A 19646-nucleotide genomic window follows, 5' to 3' on the forward strand; every position below is an offset into this window, starting at 1 on the left:
CATACTGATCGCGTCAGCGGGTGAGGGTGGTTACCAACCCTGCGGCATACCCCGGCAATGCCGCAAAATCGCGTGCACACACCAGCAACCGGCGATTGGCCCATGGTTCCGTCAGCGCCACCCAGTGCAACGGCAACACCCCTTGCCAACGCTTCACCGCAGCCAGCGGCACCACCCCCACCCCGGCCCCGCCCGCGACCATGCGGATCACGCCATCGAACCCTTCGGCACGCACCCGAACCCGCATGCGCCGTCCCTCGCGCAGTGCCTGCTCTTCCAGGTACAACGCCAGTGCACTGCCAGCCCCCAGGCCGACATAGCCATGGGTCAGGCTATCGATGAAGCTCGGCGCGACCTCGTTGGCCAGCGGGTGGCGCTGCGGCGTTACCAGCACCAATGGGTCTTCGCGAAACGGCCGGGTCTGCAGGTGCGCGCTGGGTGCGGCGGTCGAAACGATGCCCAGGTCTGCCATGCCCTGGGTAATCGATTGCACGATGCGCAGGCTCGGCAACTCCTGCACATCCACGCTGACTCCAGGGTTTTCAGCCAGGTAGCCGGCCAGCAGTTCCGGCAGGTACTCCGTGAGCGCAGCCGTGTTGCACAGCAGGCGCACCTGGCCCTGCTGCCCTTGTGCGTACTGGCCCAGGTCGAACTGCAGGCGTTCGACCTGCTGCGATATCAGCCGGGCATGCTGCAGCAGTGCCTGGCCGGCCGGAGTTGCTTGTACGCCACGGCGGTTGCGTTCCAACAAAGGGATGCCCAGCGATGCCTCCATGGCGCGGATGCGCGCACTGGCTGCTGCCAGCGACAGATGGCTGCGGCTGGCACCGGCGGTGATGTTGCCGCACTCCAGGGTGTGCTGGAACAGCCTGAGGTCGATCAGGTCGAGATGCATGTGGCTCTGTCCTGGCAAGAGTCTGGCTGAGTATATGGCAGATTTTCAGCCCGGCCGGCGTACGCCATCATCGGCCCATGAATACCTTGCTCGCTTTCTACCAGAACATTGGCCCAGCGCTGTCGCTGCTGGTGGTACTGACCTTCCTGCTGGCCGGTGCGGTGAAGGGTGTGATCGGCCTCGGCCTGCCAACGATCGCCATGGGCCTGCTGGGCCTGGCTATGTCACCGGCGCAGGCTGCGGCATTGCTGATCGTGCCGTCGACCCTCACCAACCTGTGGCAGCTGGCCAGCGGTGGGCACCTGCGGGGGTTGCTGGTGCGCCTGTGGCCGATGCTGGCGATGATCTTCGTCGGTACCTTGCTGGGCAGTGCCTGGCTGGGGATCAACAGCGGCCCTTGGGCCGTACATGCACTGGGCGCGGCCTTGGTGGTGTATGCGCTGTACGGGCTGGTCGGCCCGGGCTTGCGCCTGGCACCCGGGCGGGAGCGTTGGTCGGGGCCGCTTTGCGGGCTGGTTACGGGCGTGGTCACGGCGGCGACCGGGGTATTCGTGATACCGGCGGTGCCCTACCTGCAGAGCTTGGGTTTGAGCCGGGAACAGATGATCCAGGCCCTGGGCCTGTCATTCACGGTTTCGACCCTGGCCTTGGCCGTTGGCCTGGCCGGGCAGGATGCCCTGGGTGGCCAGGCACTGGGTGCTTCGCTGCTGATGCTGGCGCCGGCCTTGCTCGGCATGCTGGCCGGCCAGTGGCTGCGTCAGCGCATCAGCGCGCTGCTGTTCAAACGCTGCTTCTTCATCGGCCTGGCCGCACTCGGCGGCCATTTGCTGATCAGCGGTTAGCGCTTGATGCGCTGAGCATGTCGATCATCTGGATGTCGAAGTCGCGTTCCAGGTAGTCCATGCGTTTTTCGAAGAACGCTGTCATGTGCGGCAGGGCCGAATGCACATCCAGCGCGGCCTTGTCGGCCCAGACCTCGAAAAACACGAACAGGCTCGGGTCCTGCTTGTCGCGCAGCATGTGGTACTCGATGCAGCCCGGCTCCTGGCGGCTTGGCTCGACGTAGGCGCGGAACAGGGTTTCGAACGCTTCAGCCATTTCCGGGCGGGTCTTGGCTTTGAGGATGAAGGCGTACTGCTCACTCATGGGTCGCTACTCGTTGATGGGAGGTGATGCGATTCTAAGGCAATAATGTATTGTTCATTCGTGACTTCAGGTCAATTGTATTTTGCCCATGCATTACTGTATCCCGCGCCCGCGAGCCCCTAACCTGCCGGCCTGAATTTTCCGCGAGGCCCGCATGAAGGAGATCCTTTTGCTCAACGGTGGTAAACAGTTCGCTCACTCCGGCGGTCGCCTCAACGCGACCTTGCACGAAGCGGCCATCGCTCACCTGGACCGGGCCGGTTTCGATGTGCGCCAGACCTTCATCGACGGCGGCTACGACGCCCGGGAAGAGGTGGAGAAGTTCCTCTGGGCCGATGTGGTGATTTACCAGATGCCTGGCTGGTGGATGGGTGCGCCATGGACCGTGAAGAAGTACATCGACGAGGTGTTCACCGCAGGCCACGGCAGCCTGTATGCCAACGACGGCCGTACCCGTGCGGACTACTCGCAGAAGTACGGCAGCGGTGGCCTGGTGCACGGCAAGCAGTACATGCTTTCGCTGACCTGGAATGCACCGCAGCAGGCATTCGACGACCCAAGCGATTTCTTCGAGGGCAAAGGGGTGGATGCGGTGTACTTCCCGTTCCACAAGGCCAACCAGTTCCTCGGCATGACCGGGCTGCCGACTTTCCTGGCCGTGGATGTGATGAAGCGGCCGGATGTGCCGGCTGCTTTGGCGGCCTATGAGGCGCATCTGGACAAGGTGTTCGGCAAGGCACAGTAAGGTTTTCTCTGTGCCGGCCTCTTCGCGGGCTTGCCCGCTCCCACAGGTACTCCACAGTCCTTGAAATCTTTGTGATCCCTGTGGGAGCGGGCAAGCCCGCGAAGAGGCCCGTACAGGCACCGCTGGACTTGGCCTCGACAAGCGGCTATCTAATCCCTGCAGAGACCAACCACAGGCGCAGATGTGAAAACCCGATCCGAAGAACTCCAGGTATTCGTCGCCGTCATCGACTGCGGCTCGATTTCCGCTGCTGCCGAGCAGATGGGCCAGACCCCGTCCGCCGTCAGCCGTACCCTGTCGCGCCTTGAGGGCAAGCTGGGTACCACGCTGGTCAACCGCACCACTCGGCGCATGGACCTGACCGAGGAGGGCCGCTTCTTCCTCGAACGCGCGCGGCTGATCCTGGAGCAGATGGACGAGATGGAAGAGCGCCTGTCGATGAACCGCCAGACCCCCACCGGGCGCCTGCGCATCAACGCCGCCGCGCCGTTCATGCTGCATGCCATCCTGCCGTGGATCGGCGAGTTCCGCCGCCAATACCCTGGCATCGAACTGGAACTCAATACCGACGACCTGATCATCGACCTGCTGGAGCAAAGCACCGATGTGGCGATCCGCATCGGCGAACTGGCTGACTCCAGCCTGCACGCACGCAGCCTGGGTTGCAGCCCGGTACAGGTGCTGGCCAGCCCGGCCTACCTCGAGCAGCACGGCACGCCGCAGCGGGTCGAGGACCTGGCCAACCACTGCCTGCTTGGCTTCAGCCAGCCCGAATCGCTCAACCACTGGCCACTGCGCCATGCCCAGGGTGACCGCTGGAGCATCCGCCCGGCGCTGATCGCCTCCAGCGGCGAGACCTTGCGCCAACTGGCGCTGGCTGGCGAGGGCATTGTCAGCCTGTCGCACTTCATGACCCACGAGGACATCCGCACCGGGCGCCTGCAAGTGCTGCTGAGCGAAGCCAACAACGGCTACCGTCAGCCGATCCATGCGGTGTACTACCGCAACACCCAGCTGGCGCTGCGTATCCAGTGCTTCCTCGATTTCATCCAGCGCAAGTTGGCGATGTACGCCAGCTGAGTTGCCTGAACGCGACAAATCCTGCCCACGGGCGGCGAAACTTCCTGCGGTTGATTGCACAGTCGAAGCGCTTCGGCCTTACTGACTGCTCAACAAAAACAACACCAAGGAAGTGTCATGCGTATTGCTCCGTTCCAGTACCTGGCTCTCGCAGCCGCGATCCTGAGCTGTTCCTCGGTTCATGCCGCCAACCTTGAGGGCGGCGCGGTGGCCGCGCCCGATCAATATGGTGCACAGGTGGCCGCCGACATCCTCAAGAAAGGCGGCAACGCGGTGGATGCGGCAGTGGCCACGGCTTTCACCCTGGCGGTGACTTATCCCGAGGCCGGCAACATCGGCGGTGGCGGGTTCATGACCCTGTTCGTCGACGGCAAACCCTACTTCCTCGACTACCGCGAAGTCGCGCCCCAGGCCGCCACGCGCAACATGTACCTGGACGAAAAGGGTGAGGTCATCGAGAACCTGAGCCTGGTCGGGGCACGCGCTGCTGGCGTACCGGGCACGGTGATGGGGTTGTGGGAGGCGCACCAGAAGTTCGGCAAGCTGCCCTGGAGCGAGCTGCTGACCCCGGCCATCGGCTATGCGAAAAACGGCTTCAAGGTGGCCGCAAAGCAGTACCAGTACCGCAACGATGCCCAGGGCATGTTCAAGACTGCCACCAATTTCAACGACTACTTCGGCAACATGAAGGTCGGCGAGCTGTTCAAGCAACCGGAAATGGCCCAGACCTTGGAACGCATCGCCGACAAGGGCGTGAGCGAGTTCTACCAGGGCAAGACCGCCGACCTGCTGGTGGCGCAGATGCAGGCCGACAAGGGCCTGATCACCAAACAGGACCTCAAGGACTACAAGGCCGTTTGGCGTGAGCCGATGGCCGTGAGCTGGCGTGGCAACGTGGTGTATACCGCGCCACCGCCAAGCTCCGGTGGCGTCGCCCTGGCCCAACTGCTGGGCATCAAGGAAAACCGCGCGGCGGACTTCAAGGGTGTGGCGCACAACTCGGCGCAGTACATACACCTGTTGGCCGAGATCGAGAAGCGTGTGTTCGCCGACCGCGCCGACTACCTTGGCGACCCGGCCTTCACCAAAGTGCCGGTGGATCAGCTGGTGGCCAAGGACTACCTGGCCAAGCGCGCCGCGCAGGTCAACCCGAAGGCCATTTCCGACACCGACAAGGTCAAGCCGGGCCTGGAACCGCACCAGACCACGCACTTCTCGATCGTCGACAAGCAGGGCAATGCGGTCAGCAACACCTACACCCTCAACCTCGATTACGGCAGTGGTGTGGTGGTGAAAGGCGCCGGCTTCCTGCTCAACGACGAGATGGACGATTTCAGCGCCAAGCCGGGGGCGGCGAACGCCTTTGGTGTAGTTGGCGGCGATGCCAATGCCATCGCCCCGGGCAAGCGCATGCTGTCGTCCATGAGCCCCAGCCTGATGACCCGTGATGGCAAGGTCGAGCTGGTCATCGGTACCCCGGGTGGCTCGCGGATCTTCACCTCGATCTTCCAGGTGATGAACAACCTGTACGACTACGACATGCCGCTGGACAAGGCGGTGGCGGCGCAGCGCGTGCACCATCAGTTGCTGCCCAAGGACACCATCTACTTCGACAGCTATGCGCCGCTGACCGGGCCGGTGGCTGATGAACTGAAGAAAATGGGCTATGTGCTGGAGGACCAGGGCTGGGAGATGGGGGATATCCAGGCGATCCGGGTTGATGGGACGAAGCTGGAGACCGCTTCGGATCCGCGTGGGCGTGGGGTAGGGATGGTCGTCAAGTAAGCGATCGTCAGTTCCGGCCCTATCGCCGGCAAGCCAGCTCCCACAGGTACGGCGCAGCCCCGAGGCCTGTGCTATCCCTGTGGGAGCCTGGCTTGCCGGCGATGGGCCGCAAAGCGGCCCCAGGGTCTTCAGGTCAGACGCGGAACTGGCTGACCAACGTCTGCAACTGCCCACCCAACCGCGCCAGCTCCACGCTGGACGCCGCCGTCTCGTCACTGGCCGCCGCCGTCTGCTCCGACACATCGCGCACATTCAGGATGCTGCGGCTGATCTCCTCCGCCACCGCACTCTGCTGTTCCGCCGCTGCGGCAATCTGCTGGTTCATCGACTGGATGCTCGACACCGTGCTGGTGATGCTCTCCAGCGAAGCCCCGGCCTTGCGCGCCAGCTCGACGCTGCTGTCGGTCAGGGTACGGCTGCCGTGCATGGCCGTAGCCACTTGCTGGGTCCCATGCTGCAGGCTGGCGATCAGTTCTTCGATCTCTTCGGTGGATTTCTGTGTGCGCTGGGCCAGGCCACGCACCTCATCGGCGACCACGGCAAAACCACGGCCGGCCTCGCCGGCACGCGCCGCCTCGATCGCTGCGTTCAGCGCCAGCAGGTTGGTCTGTTCGGCCACCGACTTGATCACGTCCATCACGCTGCCGATCTTCTGGCTTTCCTGCTGCAGCAGGTTCATGGCTTCGGTGGAGCGGTGCATGTCCTCGGCCAGGCGCTCGATCTGACCAATTGCTTCGCCCACCACGCGGTCGCCGGCACGGGCTTCGTCATCGGCACCGGTGGCGGCATGCGAGGCCTGTTCGGCATTGCGCGCCACTTCCTGAACGGTAGCGGCCATTTCGTGCATGGCGGTGGCCACCTGGTCGGTCTCTACCTTCTGGCTGTTGGCGCCGGCGCTGGTCTGCTCGGTCACTGCCGACAGTTCCTCGGCAGCGCTGGCGATCTGGGTGACGCCGTCGCGGATGCCGCTGATCAGCTCGCGCAAGGTGGTGCCCATGCGGGCGATGCCTTGTTGCAGCACGCCCAGTTCGTCGCGGCGGGTGACGCGCAGATGCTGGGTGAGGTCGCCGCTGGCGATCTTTTCCACTGCCACCATGGTGTCGCGCAGCGGACGGGTGATCTGCCGGGTGATCAGCACTGCCGCCAGCACGCCGACCAGCAGCGCCAGCAGCGTGGCGATGGCCTGCAGGCTGCGAGCCTGGGTGCTCTCGATGTCGCGGCGCTGCAGCTGGATCTGGTACAGCGCGTCGCTGCGCTTGACGATGTCGGCACCCTGCACGGTCATTTCGGCGCGCGCAGTGGTGATGTTGGCGACCGCATCGCGGAACTGGCGCACGGCGTCACGGTAGGCCAGCACCGAGCCTTCGAACTGTTGCAGGCGCGTGTCTTCGGCCGGCAGCTGGCGCTTGAGGTTGTCGATTTCGGCCAGGGCGGCGTCCAGCTGGCGCAGGGCGGCCTGCTCGTTGGCAGCGCTGTTTTCGGCAATGTAGCCGCGTACGTCGATGCGCACCTGCAGCAGTTGCTGGCGGGCCTTGCTGATCAGCTGGTACTGGGCCAGGCGCACGCTGTCGGCTTCGGGGCGCGCCATGACTTCCTGGCTGAGGGCGTCCATGGCTTGGTCGGCGCGGCTGGCCGAACCGTCCATGGCCGTGCGCGCGGTGCGGGTGGCGTCGTAGCCCTGGCGCATCTTGTTCAGCGACACCTTGTAGGCGCTGATGGTCTCGCCCAGTTCACCCAGCAGCTTGATGTTTTCCGGGCTCTTGAAGGTGCTGGCCAGGTAGGCCTGCTGTTTGCTGAAGGCGTCCAGCTTGGTCTGGGTGTTGGCGGCGGCGGCATCGTCGCCGTTGGCGATCATGTACTGCAGGCGGGCAATGCGCAGGTCGGTCAGGTCCTTGTTGAGCTGGCCGATATCGCCCATCCAGTTGCTGCGGTCGATCAGGCTGCCCAGGCTGGTCCAGCCGGTCAGGGCCAGCAGGCCGGTGAGGATCAGTACCAGGCCGAAGCCCAGGCCGAGTTTGAGGTTGACGCTGATGTTGGCGAACCAGCTGTTCATGCACGCTCTCCAGAAGTTGTTTTCGCTCGCTTGATCTCGATCGCCAGGCGTTGTTGTTCTGGATGCCCGCTGATTCGTGCAGGGGTTATCGGCAGTGATGGAGGAAGCTGAAACGCTTTTTCAGCAGATTTGTAACTGGCTTGATTGGGGCTGCTCTGCAGCCCTTCGCGGGCATGCCCGCTCCCACAGGGATAGCGCCAACTTCAAGGGCAGCGATTTACCTGTGGGAGCGGGCGTGCCCGCGAAGCAGGCGACGCGGTGGATGGCACCGGCTTTGCCGGTGTTCGCGGCTAAAGCCGCTCCTACAGGGATCGCGTCGGTTTTGGAAGCTATTCAAAGGTTGCGCGCACTGAAGGTATCGCAGCGGTTCACTTCGCCCTCGGCAAACCCGGCCTTGAACCAGCGCACCCGCTGCGCCGAGGTGCCGTGGGTGAACGAGTCTGGTACCACGCGCCCGCGGCCTTGCTGCTGCAGGCGGTCATCGCCAATGGCATTGGCCGCGTTCAGCGCCTCTTCGACGTCGCCCGGTTCCAGCCAGTTCAGGCGCTTCTGCGCCTGGTAGGCCCATACCCCGGCCAGGCAGTCGGCCTGCAGCTCTTGGCGCACCAGCAGGCCATTGTCGCCTTCCATGCGCTGGCCACTACGACGCGCGGCATCGACCTTGGCCGACACGCCCAGCAGGGTCTGTACGTGATGGCCGATTTCGTGGGCAATCACGTAGGCCTGGGCAAAGTCGCCGGCTGCGGCGAAGCGGGTTTCCATTTCGCGGAAGAACGACATGTCCAGGTAGACCCGCTGGTCTGCCGGGCAGTAGAAGGGCCCCACCGCCGCCGAGGCAAAGCCACAGGCCGAATTGACCTGGCCGCTGAACAGCACCAGCTTGGGGTCGCGGTACTGCTTGCCGCCCTCGGCGAACAGGGCTTTCCAGGTGTCTTCGGTGTCGCCCAGGATCGAGGCGACGAACTCGGCCTGCTGGTCGTTGGCCGGCGGGGCCTTGCCGCCCGCGCTGCTGGGTGCCTGCTGTTGTTGCTGCTCCATCTGGCCGGCGAGCTGGCCAAGAATCTGCAACGGGTCCTGGCCGGTGAGCCAGCCGATGCCGACAATCAGCAGCACCGCTCCAAGCCCCAGCCCCTTGCCGCCGCCGAAACGCATGCCGCCGCCACCACCTTCGCCTCGGGCATCGACCACATTGTCGCTGCGTCGGCCTTTTCGCCAATCCATGAATGCTCTCCGGAGCGTGAAACAAGAAGACAAAGATTAGTCCACGACGGCGGCGAGTGTCAGGCCAAGGTGCTTATGCATAACCACATGGTTATGTTTGATGTGGCTGATTTCAATATTCATTGCACGCTACCTGCCTGAAACTGCATGTGGGAGCGGGCTTGCCCGCGACAGGGTTTCAAATAACCCCCCGCGCATTTCCATAATTCCAAGAGAGGAAACCGGCATGCCCGCCCAGGACAACAGCCGCTTCGTGATCCGTGATCGCAACTGGCACCCGAAAGCCCTTACGCCTGACTACAAGACGTCCATTGCCCGCTCGCCACGCCAGGCACTGGTCAGCATCCCGCAGTCGATCAGCGAAACCACCGGCCCGGACTTTTCCCACCTGGGCTTCGGCGCCCATGACCATGACCTGCTGCTGAACTTCAACAACGGCGGCTTGCCGATCGGCGAGCGCATCATCGTCGCCGGCCGTGTCGTCGACCAGTACGGCAAGCCTGTGCCGAATACCCTGGTGGAAATGTGGCAGGCCAACGCCGGCGGCCGTTACCGTCACAAGAACGACCGCTACCTGGCGCCGCTGGACCCGAACTTCGGTGGCGTCGGCCGTTGCCTGACCGACCGTGATGGCTACTACAGCTTCCGCACCATCAAGCCGGGCCCTTACCCATGGCGCAACGGCCCGAACGACTGGCGCCCGGCGCACATCCACTTCGCCATCAGCGGCCCGTCGATCGCCACCAAGCTGATCACCCAGCTGTACTTCGAGGGTGACCCGCTGATCCCGATGTGCCCGATCGTCAAGTCGATCGCCAACCCGCAAGCCGTGCAGCAGTTGATCGCCAAGCTCGACATGAGCAACGCCAACCCGATGGACTGCCTGGCCTATCGCTTCGACATCGTGCTGCGCGGCCAGCGCAAGACCCACTTCGAAAACTGCTGAGGACCCCGCCATGCCAATCGAACTGCTGCCGGAAACCCCTTCGCAGACCGCCGGCCCCTACGTGCACATCGGCCTGGCCCTGGAAGCGGCCGGCAACCCGACCCGCGACCAGGAAATCTGGAACCGCCTGGCCAAGCCGGACGCGCCGGGCGAGCACATCCTGCTGATCGGCCAGGTGTATGACGGTAACGGCCACCTGGTGCGCGACTCGTTCCTGGAAGTGTGGCAAGCCGATGCCAACGGCGAGTACCAGGATGCCTACAACCTGGAAAACGCCTTCAACAGCTTCGGCCGCACCGCCACCACCTTCGATGCCGGTGAGTGGACCCTGCACACGGTCAAGCCGGGCGTGGTGAACAACGCTGCGGGCGTGCCGATGGCGCCGCACATCAACATCAGCCTGTCTGCCCGGGGGATCAACATCCACCTGCACACGCGGCTGTATTTCGATGACGAGGCCGAGGCCAATGCCAAGTGCCCGGTGCTCAACCTGATCGAGCAGCCGCAGCGGCGCGAGACCCTGGTGGCCAAGCGTTGCGAGGTGGACGGGAAGACGGCGTATCGCTTCGATATCCGTATTCAGGGGGAAGGGGAGACAGTGTTCTTCGACTTCTGAGTCGAGTCTGGGGGCTGCTTTGCAGCCCATCGCGACGCAAGGCCGCTCCCACATTGATCGGTGTACGCAGGTCTTTGTGGGAGCGGCCTTGTGTCGCGAAAGGGCCGCAGAGCGGCCCCAGTCACTTTCAACCGTCAGCGCCGAACCAGCAAAACCCCACTCTCCATATGGTGGGTATACGGGAACTGGTCAAACAACGCACACCGTTCGATGCGGTGGGTGTCCTGCAGCTGGGCAATGTTCGCCGCCAGCGTCTCCGGGTTGCACGAGATGTACAGGATCCGCTCGAAACGCCGGGTCAGCTCGCAGGTATCCGGGTCCATCCCCGCCCGCGGCGGGTCGACGAACACCGTACCGAACTCGTAGCTCTTCAGGTCGATGCCTTCCAGCCGGCGGAATGGCCGCACCTCATTCAGCGCCTGGGTCAGCTCTTCTGCCGACAGGCGTACCAGCCGCACGTTATCCACAGCGTTCTCGTCGAGGTTGCTCAGCGCGGCATTGACCGAGGTCTTGCTGATTTCCGTGGCCAGCACCTGGCGCACGCGGGTGGCCAGCGGCAGGGTGAAGTTGCCGTTGCCGCAGTACAGCTCCAGCAGGTCGTCGTCGCGCTCGCCGATGGCCTCGAAGGCCCAGCTCAGCATCTTCTGGTTCACCGCGCCGTTGGGCTGGGTGAACGCGCCTTCCGGCTGGCGGTAGCTGAACACACGGCCAGCGACGTCGAGTTTTTCCACCGCGTAGTCACGGCCGATGACCAGTCGCTTGCCCTTGGAGCGGCCGATGATGCTCACGCCCAGGTCCTCGGCCAGCTGCCGTGCGGCCGTTTCCCAGGCCTCGTCCAGCGGGCGGTGGTAGCACAGGGTGACCATGGCATCGCCAGCCAGGGTGGTGAGGAATTCCACCTGGAACAGGCGGTTGCCCAGTTCCTCGCTGGCCTGCCAGGCCGCCTTCAGGCGCGGCATCAGTGCATTGATGCGCTGGCTGGCGATGGGGAAGTCGTCGATCAGGATCGCCTTGTGCTTCTCGCCCGGGGCGAACATGGCGTAGTGGCGCTGGCCATCCTCGCGCCACAGGCGGAATTCGGCGCGCAGGCGGTAATGCTCGCGCGGCGAGTCGAAAACAGCCGGCTCCGGCGCGCCGAACGGCGCCAGCAGCTCGCGCAGCCGGGCCACCTTGGCGTCCAGCTGGGTGGTGTAGGAGGAGGGGTCGAAAGCAGCACTCATGCGTTGAACCAGCCCAGCTTGATGACGAACAGGATGGAAAGGATCACCAGGGCCGGGTTCAGGTCGCGGTGGCGGCCGGAGATCAGCTTGACGGCGGTCCAGGAAATGAAGCCGAAGGCGATGCCGTTGGCGATCGAGTAGGTCAGCGGCATGGCCAGGGCGGTCACTACCACCGGTGCGGCTTCGGTGACGTCGTCCCAGTTTATTTCTGCCAGGCCCGAGGCCATCAGCACCGCGACGAACAGCAGCGCCGGGGCGGTGGCGAAGGCCGGCACGCTACCGGCCAGCGGGGCGAAGAACAGCGCCAGCAGGAACAGCACGGCGACCACGATGGCGGTGAGGCCGGTGCGGCCACCGGCGCTCACGCCGGCGGCGGATTCGATGTAGCTGGTGGTGGTCGAGGTGCCCAGCAGGGAGCCGGCCATGGCTGCGGTACTGTCGGCGATCAGGGCACGGCCCATCTTCGGCATGTGGCCGTCCTTGCCCATCAGCCCGGCGCGCTTGGCCACGCCGATCAGGGTGCCGGAGTTGTCGAACAGGTCGACGAACAGGAAGGCGAAGATCACGCTGACCAGGCCCACGTCCAGCGCGCCGGCGATGTCCAGCTGCAGGAAGGTCGGGGCCAGCGATGGCGGCATCGAGACCACGCCGCCGAAGGGCGTCACGCCCATCAGGATCGAGGCGATGGTTACGGCGAGAATGCCGATCAGCACGGCGCCGCGCACTTTCAGCGACTCGAGGCCGACGATCAGGAAGAAGCCCAGGGTGGCGAGGATCGGTGCCGGCTGCTTGAGGTCGCCCAGGCCCACCAGGGTGGCCGGGTTATCGACTACGATGCCTGCGTTATGCAGGGCGATCAGTGCCAGGAACAGGCCGATACCCGCGGCAATGGCCGAACGCAGCGGCAGCGGGATGCTGTTCACGATCCATTCGCGGATGCGGAAGATCGACAGCAGGAAGAACATCACCGCCGACAGGAACACCGCACCCAGTGCCACCTGCCAGGTGTGGCCCATGTGCAGGACCACGGTGTAGGTGAAGAACGCGTTCAGGCCCATGCCCGGCGCCAGGGCGATCGGGTAGTTGGCGATCAGGCCCATGGTCACCGAGCCGATGGCCGCGGCCAGGCAGGTGGCGACGAAGATCGCGCCCTTGTCCATGCCGGTCTCGCCGAGGATGCTCGGGTTGACGAACAGGATGTAGGCCATGGCCAGGAAGGTGGTGACGCCCGCGAGAATCTCGGTGCGCACATTGGTGTTGTGTGCTTTTAGTTGAAACAGCCTTTCCAGCATGCCCGCTCCCCGAGGCGCCCCCGGCGCCATGAATGTATCGACCCCATCAGCAAAGCACAGACCGTACCGGTTGCCGTGGTTTTGTGTGGGGCGGAAAAAAGCCGCGCATCATACCAGCATGCTTGGCGGGGGCCTATGGCCGTTGGGGAATGGTAATTTTTTCCCTGTGCCGGCCTCTTCGCGGGTGAACCCGCTCCCACAGGTACTCCACCAGGCCTGATGGCGGCGCGGTCCTTGTGGGAGCGGGTTTACCCGCGAAAGGGCCGGTACAGGCTACAGATCAACCGTTATGCAACCGGTCCCGCTTGGCCAGTGTCGGGAACAGCTTTATCCACACCCCAGTCACCACCAACGTACCCACCCCACCCAGCACCACCGCCGGCACTGTGCCAAACCAGTGCGCGGTCACCCCCGATTCGAACTCGCCGAGCTGATTCGAGGCACCAATGAACAAGCCGTTCACCGCACTCACCCGCCCGCGCATTTCATCCGGCGTCTCCAGCTGCACGAAGGCGCCGCGGATGACCATGCTGATCATGTCTGCCGCACCCAGCACCACCAGCACTGCCAGCGAGAACCAGAACGAGGTCGACAGGCCGAAGGCGATGGTCGCCACGCCGAACACGCCCACTGCCGTGAACATGGTCCGCCCCACGTTGCGCTCGAACGGGAAGCGCGCCAGCCACAGCGACATCAGCAACGCCCCCACCGCTGGCGCCGAGCGCAGCAGGCCGAGGCCCAGCGGGCCGGTCAGCAGGATGTCCTTGGCGAACACCGGCAGCAGCGCGGTGGCCCCACCCAGCAATACGGCGAACAGGTCCAGCGAGATGGCGCCGAGGATGTCCGGCCGGCTGCGAATGAAGCGGATGCCGGCCAGCAGCGATTCGATGCTGGCGCGCCCGCGCTGGGCCACCTGGCCGCGTGCCTGCAGGCTCAGGGTCAGCACGCAGGCGATGGCGTACAGGGCCACGGTGGGGCCGTATACCCAGATGCTGCCGAAGGCATACAGGAAGCCGCCCACCGCCGGCGCCACAATGGTTGCCGACTGGGTGGCCGAGGCCGAAGCCGCCACCGCGCGTGGGAACAGCCCGGCCGGTACCACGTTGGGCAGCAGCGCCTGGGTCGCCGGCATTTCGAACGAACGCGTGGCACCGAGCAGGAAGGCGAGGGCGAAGATCAGCTCGCGGGTGACGTTGTCGGTGGCACTGCCCAGCGCCAGTGCCAGGGCTATCAGCCCCTGCAGGCTCTGGCACAGCGCAGCGACCTTGCGCCGGTCATAGCGGTCGGCGACATGCCCGGTGTGCAGCATGAACAGCACCCTTGGGGCGAACTCGACCAGGCCGACCAGGCCCAGGTCCAGCACATTGCCGGTCAATTGGTAGAGGTGCCAGCCAATGGCCACGGTGAGCATCTGGAAGCCGCTGGCGGTGAACACGCGGGCCAGCCAGAAGGCCAGGAAAGGGCGGTGGTGACGCAACAACTGCGGTGCGGAATCGGACATCGGAAACCAGGGGCCTCGGCGCAGTAGAGGGGTGCGCAGCGTATCATCTGTTTGTAACAAACGGTTACTGTTTGCCGGGGTCGGCACTTTTTCGCGCGTCATGAAAGGGGGTGGGGCAACCGGTCACGCGGCAATCAACCACACGGCCCGGCGGGCCATTCAGGACTATGCTTCCTAGCAATCGTTGATCTGGGTCAATCGTTCCAGATGTAACGATCGGGCCCTTGGGCCGAAATCCCTGCGATCGAACAGAACAATTCCAACGCGCCGCACTCGACTACCGTGGGGGCAGTGGGCGACGGGGCCAGCGGCCCGGACGCCGGATTATCTGAAGAGGAAGCACCATGTTCGGAATAGAGGCCTTAGAGCTCGCCCGAATGCAGTTCGCCTTTACCGTGTCGTTCCATATCCTGTTCCCGGCCATCACCATTGGCCTGGCGAGCTACCTGGCAGTCCTCGAAGGCCTCTGGCTGCGGACCAACAACCAGGTCTACCGTGACCTTTATCACTTCTGGTCGAAAATCTTCGCCGTCAACTTCGGCATGGGGGTGGTTTCCGGCCTGGTCATGGCCTACCAGTTCGGTACCAACTGGAGCCGCTTCTCGGACTTCGCCGGCGCCATTACCGGTCCGCTGCTCACCTACGAGGTGCTGACCGCGTTCTTCCTCGAGGCTGGCTTCCTGGGGGTCATGCTGTTTGGCTGGAACCGCGTCGGCCGTGGCCTGCACTTCTTTTCCACGGTGATGGTGGCGCTCGGCACCCTGGTCTCGACCTTCTGGATCCTCGCCTCCAACAGTTGGATGCAGACCCCGCAAGGCCACGAGATCATCGATGGCCGGGTGGTGCCGGTGGACTGGCTGGCGGTGGTATTCAACCCCTCGTTCCCTTACCGCCTGATGCACATGGCCACGGCCGCGTTCGTTGCCACCGCGTTCTTCGTCGGTGCCTCGGCGGCCTGGCACCTGCTGCGCGGGCGTGACAACCCGGCGGTGCGCAAGATGCTGTCGATGGCCATGTGGATGGCGCTGATCGTCGCCCCGATCCAGGCGGTGATCGGTGACTTCCATGGCCTCAACACGCTCAAGCACCAGCCGGTGAAAATCGCCGCGATCGAAGGCCACTGGGAGAACGTGCCCGGTGAGCCGACCCCGCTGATCTTGTTCGGCATTCCCGACATGCAGGCCGAAACCACCCGCTTCAAGCTCGAGATCCCGGCGCTCGGCAGCCTGATCCTGACCCACAGCCTGGACAAGCAGGTGCCGGCGATGAAGGAGTTCCCGCCCGAAGACCGGCCCAACTCGACCATCGTCTTCTGGTCGTTCCGGATCATGGTCGGGCTGGGCTTCCTGATGATCTTCGTCGGCCTGTGGAGCCTCTGGCTGCGCAAGCGCGGCACGCTCTACACCTCGCGGCCGTTCCTGTACCTGGCCCTGTGGATGGGCCCTTCCGGGCTGATCGCGCTGCTGGCCGGCTGGTTCACCACCGAAATCGGCCGCCAGCCCTGGGTGGTGTATGGCCTGATGCGCACGGCAGACGGTGTGTCCAACCACAGTTACGCCCAGCTCGGCTTCACCCTGGTGGCCTTCGTGGTGGTGTACTTCGCCCTGTTCGGCACCGGCCTTGGCTACATGATGCGCCTGGTGCGCAAAGGGCCGCAGACCGGTGAGGGTGACGAGCACAAACCTGGTGGCCCTGGCACCAAACGCACTCCGGCGCGGCCGCTGTCCGCCGCCGATGATGGCCGAGAGGCCAACTCCGCCAGCCTGAGCAAGGGGAACTGAGCCATGGGTATCGACCTTTCGCTGATCTGGGCCGTGATCATCATCTTCGGCGTCATGATGTACGTGGTGATGGATGGTTTCGACCTGGGGATCGGCATGCTCTTCCCGTTCGTCAAGGGCGAGCAGGACCGAGATGTGATGATGAACACCGTCGCCCCCGTGTGGGACGGTAACGAGACCTGGCTGGTGCTGGGCGGTGCCGGGCTGTTCGGGGCGTTCCCGATGGCTTACTCGGTAGTGCTGGAGGCCCTGTACCTGCCATTGATCCTGATGCTGATCGGCCTGATCTTCCGCGGCGTGGCCTTCGAGTTCCGCTTCAAGGCCAAGGCCGACAAGCGCCACATCTGGGACAAGGCGTTCATCTGGGGTTCGTTGATCGCCACTTTCTTCCAGGGCGTGGCGCTGGGTGCCTTCCTCGAAGGCTTCAAGGTGGTCGACCGGCATTTCGCCGGTGGCACCCTTGACTGGCTGACCCCGTTCAGCCTGTTCTGTGGCCTGGGGCTGATCGTTGCCTACACCCTGCTGGGCTGCACCTGGCTGATCATGAAGACCGAAGGGTCGCTGCAGCAGAAGATGCACGACATCGCCCGGCCGCTGGCGCTGGTGCTGCTGGTAGTGATCGGCATCGTCAGCCTGTGGACACCGATCGCCTACCCGCAGATCGCCGACCGCTGGTTCAGCATGCCTAACCTGGTCTGGTTCATGCCGGTGCCGATCCTGGTGCTGGTGACCTTCTACGGGTTGCTCAAGGCGGTGGCGCGCAATGCGCACTACACGCCGTTCCTGCTGACGTTGGTGCTGATCTTCCTCGGTTACAGCGGCCTGGGCATCAGCCTGTGGCCGAACATCATCCCGCCGTCGATTTCGATCTGGGATGCCGCGGCGCCTCCGCAGAGCCAGGGCTTCATGCTGGTGGGCACACTGTTCATCCTGCCGTTCATCCTCATGTATACCTTCTGGAGCTACTACGTGTTCCGCGGCAAGGTGACCCATGAAGACGGCTATCACTAGGAGGGGTGCATGATGACCGGCAAGCATGGCTTCGACGAGAAGAAACCCCTGTGGCAGCGGCTGGGCTGGCTGCTGCTGATCTGGGCGATGAGCGTGGCGGCCCTGGGCGTGGCGGCCTACGTGATGCGCCTGTTCATGGGGGCTGCGGGGCTGACCACCCATTGAGGTAAGCCTGCTCTGGCCCTATCGCCGGCAAGCCAGCTCCCACAGGTAAGTCACTGCCCTTGAATGCAGTGGAGTACCTGTGGGAGCTGGCTTGCCGGCGATAGGGCCGGTACAGGCTTACTTGCGGGCTTTCAGGATAACGAACTTGGGCGTTGCCGCCACCTGCTCCACCCCCCGGAACAACCGCGCCAGCTTGCTGTGATAGCCCAGGTGTCGGTTGCCCACGATATACAGCGCCCCGCCCACCACCAACGCTTCACGCGCCTGCTGGAACATGCGCCAGGCGAGGAAATCGCCCACCACCTGCTGCTGGTGGAACGGCGGATTGCACAGCACCACGTCCAGCGACTGCTTCTCTACCCCCGCCAACCCATCGGCTGCCTCGAACACCGCCGGGCGCTCGCCCAGCGCGGCCTGCCAGTTCTCCCGCGCCGATTGCACCGCCATGTACGACTCGTCGACCAGGGTGTACTGGGCATCCGGGTTGGCCAGGGCGCTGGCGATCGCCAGCACGCCGTTGCCACAGCCCAGGTCCGCCACCCGCGCGCGGCCCAGTTCGCGGGGCAGGTGCGGCAGGAACGCCCGCGTGCCGATATCCAGCCCCTCTCGGCAGAACACGTTGGCGTGGTTGAGCAGCTCCAGCGCCGGCGCGTCGAGGCGGTAGCGGCTAGGGTAGGGCGAGCGGGCGACCGGCCGTTCGGCCACCGTCGCGGTCAGCAAGCGGGCCTTTTTCTGCGCCAGCGAGGCCTGCACCGGGCCGATGTACTTCTCCATCAGGTCACCGGCCGCCCGTGGCAGGTGCTTGATCATCGCCCCTGCAATCACCTGCGCACCGGGCGCCAGGTGACCTTGCAGGCGGATCAGTTGTTCTTCGAGCAGGGCCAGGGTCTTGGGCACGCGCACCAGTACCCGGTCGAACGGGCCTTGCCACTGCTCGCTGGCCGGCACGAACGGCACACTGTCAAATGGCAGGCCGTTGCGTGCCAGGTTCTTTTCCAGGGCCAGGTGCGCCAGGTGCGAATCGCCACTGCTGACTACCTGCAGCTTGCCCGCCAGGCTGGCGGCCAGGGCGCCGAAGCTGTCATTGAGCACCAGCACCCGGCAGTTGGCCCCTGGGGCCTGTTCGTGCAGCTGCGCAAGCAGGTACTCATCGGCGGCATCGAAAGCCTGCAGCGGGTCGTTGGCCTGTTCCGGCTGGCGGATCAGGTCGAGTTCGGCGTAGGGGGTGGTCAACAGGGGCATGGCGTCTGGCTCGGGTACGAAACTGCCCGTTGCGGTTCGCCCCGGGCTTTGCCGGGCGATTCTACAGGGCTTTGCCCAAGGTCGCAGGTTTGAAGGTCAGATCCAGCCACGCATGACGGCGATGGCGATGGCGGCGGCCTTGTTGGCGGCGTTGGTCTTGGTGATGACACTGCGGATATGGAAGTTTACCGTGCTTTGCGACAGTGACAGGATGCAGGCAACGTCGGCGGCGGTCTTGCCGGCGGCCGACCATTTCAGCACTTCCAGCTCCCGCTCGCTCATTTTCGGCTGCGGCGGGCATAGTGCAGTGAGGTGATGTGCGCTGATCACCTCATGCAGTGTGTGACTCAGCCACTGCACACTGCCGGCCTTTCTGTAGAGTTCGACAATACTGATGGGCTTGGTGGACCTGGCCACGCTTATCTGGCTTTCGTTGTGCTGCTGGTCGTGCAATGACTGCGTCCAGCCATGGCGCAAACCGCTCTGGCAGGCAGCTTTACGAAATTGCGGAGCCTCGCGATAAAGATCATCGGTCCACAGCACTGGCATGGTCGAGCCGTGGCTCGCATTGGCGGCTGAATCCTGCTTGTAGAGGTCATCGCGCTGGTAGCGCTCGATCCATTCCTGGGGGTAATTGCTGTACATGAACAGATGGGGTGTTTGCGTAGCGATCTGGATGCGAATGTTCAGCCCCAGGTACTCCATGCCCAGATCCTGCGCCATATGCACGGCCATGCCGAACAGCTCCTGTGGGCAGCGTTCGTCGGCGAACGCACGAAGATACTCGGGTTTCCAGTGGCGCATCTGAAATACTCCTTGAGCCTCAGGTCCAGTCCGTTTGGGTGCCCGCATGATTGTAGGAAAAGACCTACCAATGTGCTGAGATTTTTTTGTTATAGCGGTCAGGATACGATGCGACTTCGGCAGGATCGCCGCAGATGAGGCCC

The 19646-nt window shown here is 64.3% G+C and carries 18 protein-coding genes and 1 pseudogene; 9 read left to right on the plus strand and 10 right to left on the minus strand.

Annotation, left to right across the window (positions count from 1 at the left end; all coding sequences use genetic code 11):
- Positions 1-13: 13 nt before the first annotated feature.
- Positions 14-895, minus strand: a complete 882-nt coding sequence (locus RYH74_RS09035) for a LysR substrate-binding domain-containing protein (protein ID WP_317409289.1) — start codon at positions 893-895, stop codon at positions 14-16.
- Positions 896-972: 77 nt separating this feature from the next.
- On the opposite strand from RYH74_RS09035, the gene RYH74_RS09040 reads away from it, so the two are divergent.
- Positions 973-1737 carry a sulfite exporter TauE/SafE family protein gene (locus RYH74_RS09040; RefSeq protein ID WP_317409290.1) on the plus strand — a complete coding sequence of 255 codons (765 nt, stop codon included), beginning with the start codon at positions 973-975 and terminating at the stop codon, positions 1735-1737.
- On the opposite strand, the gene RYH74_RS09045 is transcribed toward RYH74_RS09040, so the two are convergent.
- Complete coding sequence (locus RYH74_RS09045; RefSeq protein ID WP_003258316.1) at positions 1727-2041, minus strand: putative quinol monooxygenase; 315 nt, start codon at positions 2039-2041, stop codon at positions 1727-1729. The two genes, RYH74_RS09040 and RYH74_RS09045, sit on opposite strands and share 11 nt — an antisense overlap.
- Positions 2042-2195: 154 nt before the next feature.
- Here RYH74_RS09045 and RYH74_RS09050 point away from each other — a divergent pair, with 154 nt between their 5' ends.
- From RYH74_RS09050 to ggt, 3 genes are all read left to right on the plus strand, one after another.
- A complete protein-coding gene (locus RYH74_RS09050; RefSeq protein WP_317409291.1) occupies positions 2196-2786 on the plus strand; it encodes an NAD(P)H-dependent oxidoreductase in 591 nt (196 codons plus the stop codon).
- A gap of 183 nt (positions 2787-2969) precedes the next feature.
- Entirely contained in the window at positions 2970-3866 is an 897-nt protein-coding gene (locus tag RYH74_RS09055) for a LysR family transcriptional regulator (protein WP_025340651.1), read from the plus strand.
- A 117-nt stretch (positions 3867-3983) separates the two neighbouring features.
- Complete coding sequence (gene ggt, locus RYH74_RS09060) at positions 3984-5651, plus strand: gamma-glutamyltransferase (protein WP_075046383.1); 1668 nt, start codon at positions 3984-3986, stop codon at positions 5649-5651.
- Between the two features lie 133 nt (positions 5652-5784).
- Here the strand turns inward: ggt and RYH74_RS26465 are convergent, their stop codons facing one another.
- The 3 genes and pseudogenes from RYH74_RS26465 to RYH74_RS09070 all read right to left on the minus strand — a co-directional run bounded on the left by RYH74_RS26465 (position 5785) and on the right by RYH74_RS09070 (position 8925).
- Positions 5785-6648, minus strand: a complete 864-nt coding sequence (locus RYH74_RS26465; RefSeq protein ID WP_408003946.1) for a methyl-accepting chemotaxis protein — start codon at positions 6646-6648, stop codon at positions 5785-5787.
- A pseudogene (locus tag RYH74_RS26470) lies at positions 6640-7704 on the minus strand (methyl-accepting chemotaxis protein); the annotation flags it as partial. The gene RYH74_RS26465 and the pseudogene RYH74_RS26470, both read right to left, overlap by 9 nt.
- 333 nt (positions 7705-8037) lie before the next feature.
- A complete protein-coding gene (locus tag RYH74_RS09070) occupies positions 8038-8925 on the minus strand; it encodes a neutral zinc metallopeptidase (protein ID WP_025340648.1) in 888 nt (295 codons plus the stop codon).
- 226 nt (positions 8926-9151) lie between these two features.
- Between RYH74_RS09070 and pcaH the strand changes: the two genes are divergently transcribed.
- Positions 9152-9871, plus strand: coding sequence for a protocatechuate 3,4-dioxygenase subunit beta (gene pcaH, locus RYH74_RS09075; protein ID WP_003251597.1), 720 nt, complete (start codon positions 9152-9154; stop codon positions 9869-9871).
- Positions 9872-9881: 10 nt separating this feature from the next.
- Positions 9882-10487 (plus strand): protocatechuate 3,4-dioxygenase subunit alpha, encoded by a 606-nt coding sequence (gene pcaG / locus RYH74_RS09080; protein WP_317409292.1) that lies wholly within the window; start codon positions 9882-9884, stop codon positions 10485-10487.
- A gap of 134 nt (positions 10488-10621) precedes the next feature.
- Here pcaG and trmA read toward each other — a convergent pair whose 3' ends face one another.
- The 3 genes from trmA to RYH74_RS09095 all read right to left on the minus strand — a co-directional run bounded on the left by trmA (position 10622) and on the right by RYH74_RS09095 (position 14500).
- The gene (gene trmA, locus RYH74_RS09085) at positions 10622-11707 is read right to left on the minus strand and encodes a tRNA (uridine(54)-C5)-methyltransferase TrmA (protein WP_075046380.1); all 1086 of its coding nucleotides are present in this window, start codon (positions 11705-11707) and stop codon (positions 10622-10624) included.
- The gene (locus RYH74_RS09090; protein WP_015271803.1) at positions 11704-12999 is read right to left on the minus strand and encodes an NCS2 family permease; all 1296 of its coding nucleotides are present in this window, start codon (positions 12997-12999) and stop codon (positions 11704-11706) included. The genes trmA and RYH74_RS09090 overlap by 4 nt, the downstream gene beginning before the upstream one ends.
- Before the next feature lie 280 nt (positions 13000-13279).
- A complete protein-coding gene (locus tag RYH74_RS09095; RefSeq protein ID WP_025340646.1) occupies positions 13280-14500 on the minus strand; it encodes an MFS transporter in 1221 nt (406 codons plus the stop codon).
- A 344-nt stretch (positions 14501-14844) separates the two neighbouring features.
- Here RYH74_RS09095 and RYH74_RS09100 point away from each other — a divergent pair, with 344 nt between their 5' ends.
- From RYH74_RS09100 to RYH74_RS09110, 3 genes are read left to right on the plus strand one after another with little or no spacing between them, the layout of a single operon-like run.
- Positions 14845-16281, plus strand: coding sequence for a cytochrome ubiquinol oxidase subunit I (locus RYH74_RS09100; RefSeq protein ID WP_025340645.1), 1437 nt, complete (start codon positions 14845-14847; stop codon positions 16279-16281).
- Positions 16282-16284: 3 nt separating this feature from the next.
- Complete coding sequence (gene cydB, locus RYH74_RS09105) at positions 16285-17292, plus strand: cytochrome d ubiquinol oxidase subunit II (protein WP_025340644.1); 1008 nt, start codon at positions 16285-16287, stop codon at positions 17290-17292.
- Positions 17293-17301: 9 nt separating this feature from the next.
- Positions 17302-17457 (plus strand): DUF2474 domain-containing protein, encoded by a 156-nt coding sequence (locus RYH74_RS09110; RefSeq protein WP_075046378.1) that lies wholly within the window; start codon positions 17302-17304, stop codon positions 17455-17457.
- Positions 17458-17574: 117 nt separating this feature from the next.
- Here the strand turns inward: RYH74_RS09110 and RYH74_RS09115 are convergent, their stop codons facing one another.
- Both RYH74_RS09115 and RYH74_RS09120 read right to left on the minus strand, forming a co-directional pair.
- Entirely contained in the window at positions 17575-18699 is a 1125-nt protein-coding gene (locus RYH74_RS09115) for a methyltransferase (RefSeq protein WP_317409295.1), read from the minus strand.
- Positions 18700-18795: 96 nt separating this feature from the next.
- Positions 18796-19503, minus strand: a complete 708-nt coding sequence (locus RYH74_RS09120; protein ID WP_075046376.1) for an autoinducer binding domain-containing protein — start codon at positions 19501-19503, stop codon at positions 18796-18798.
- Between the last annotated feature and the right edge of the window lie 143 nt (positions 19504-19646).

It is taken from the genome of Pseudomonas sp. LSJ-87, from assembly GCF_032971465.1.
Taxonomy (GTDB): domain Bacteria; phylum Pseudomonadota; class Gammaproteobacteria; order Pseudomonadales; family Pseudomonadaceae; genus Aquipseudomonas; species Aquipseudomonas putida_Z.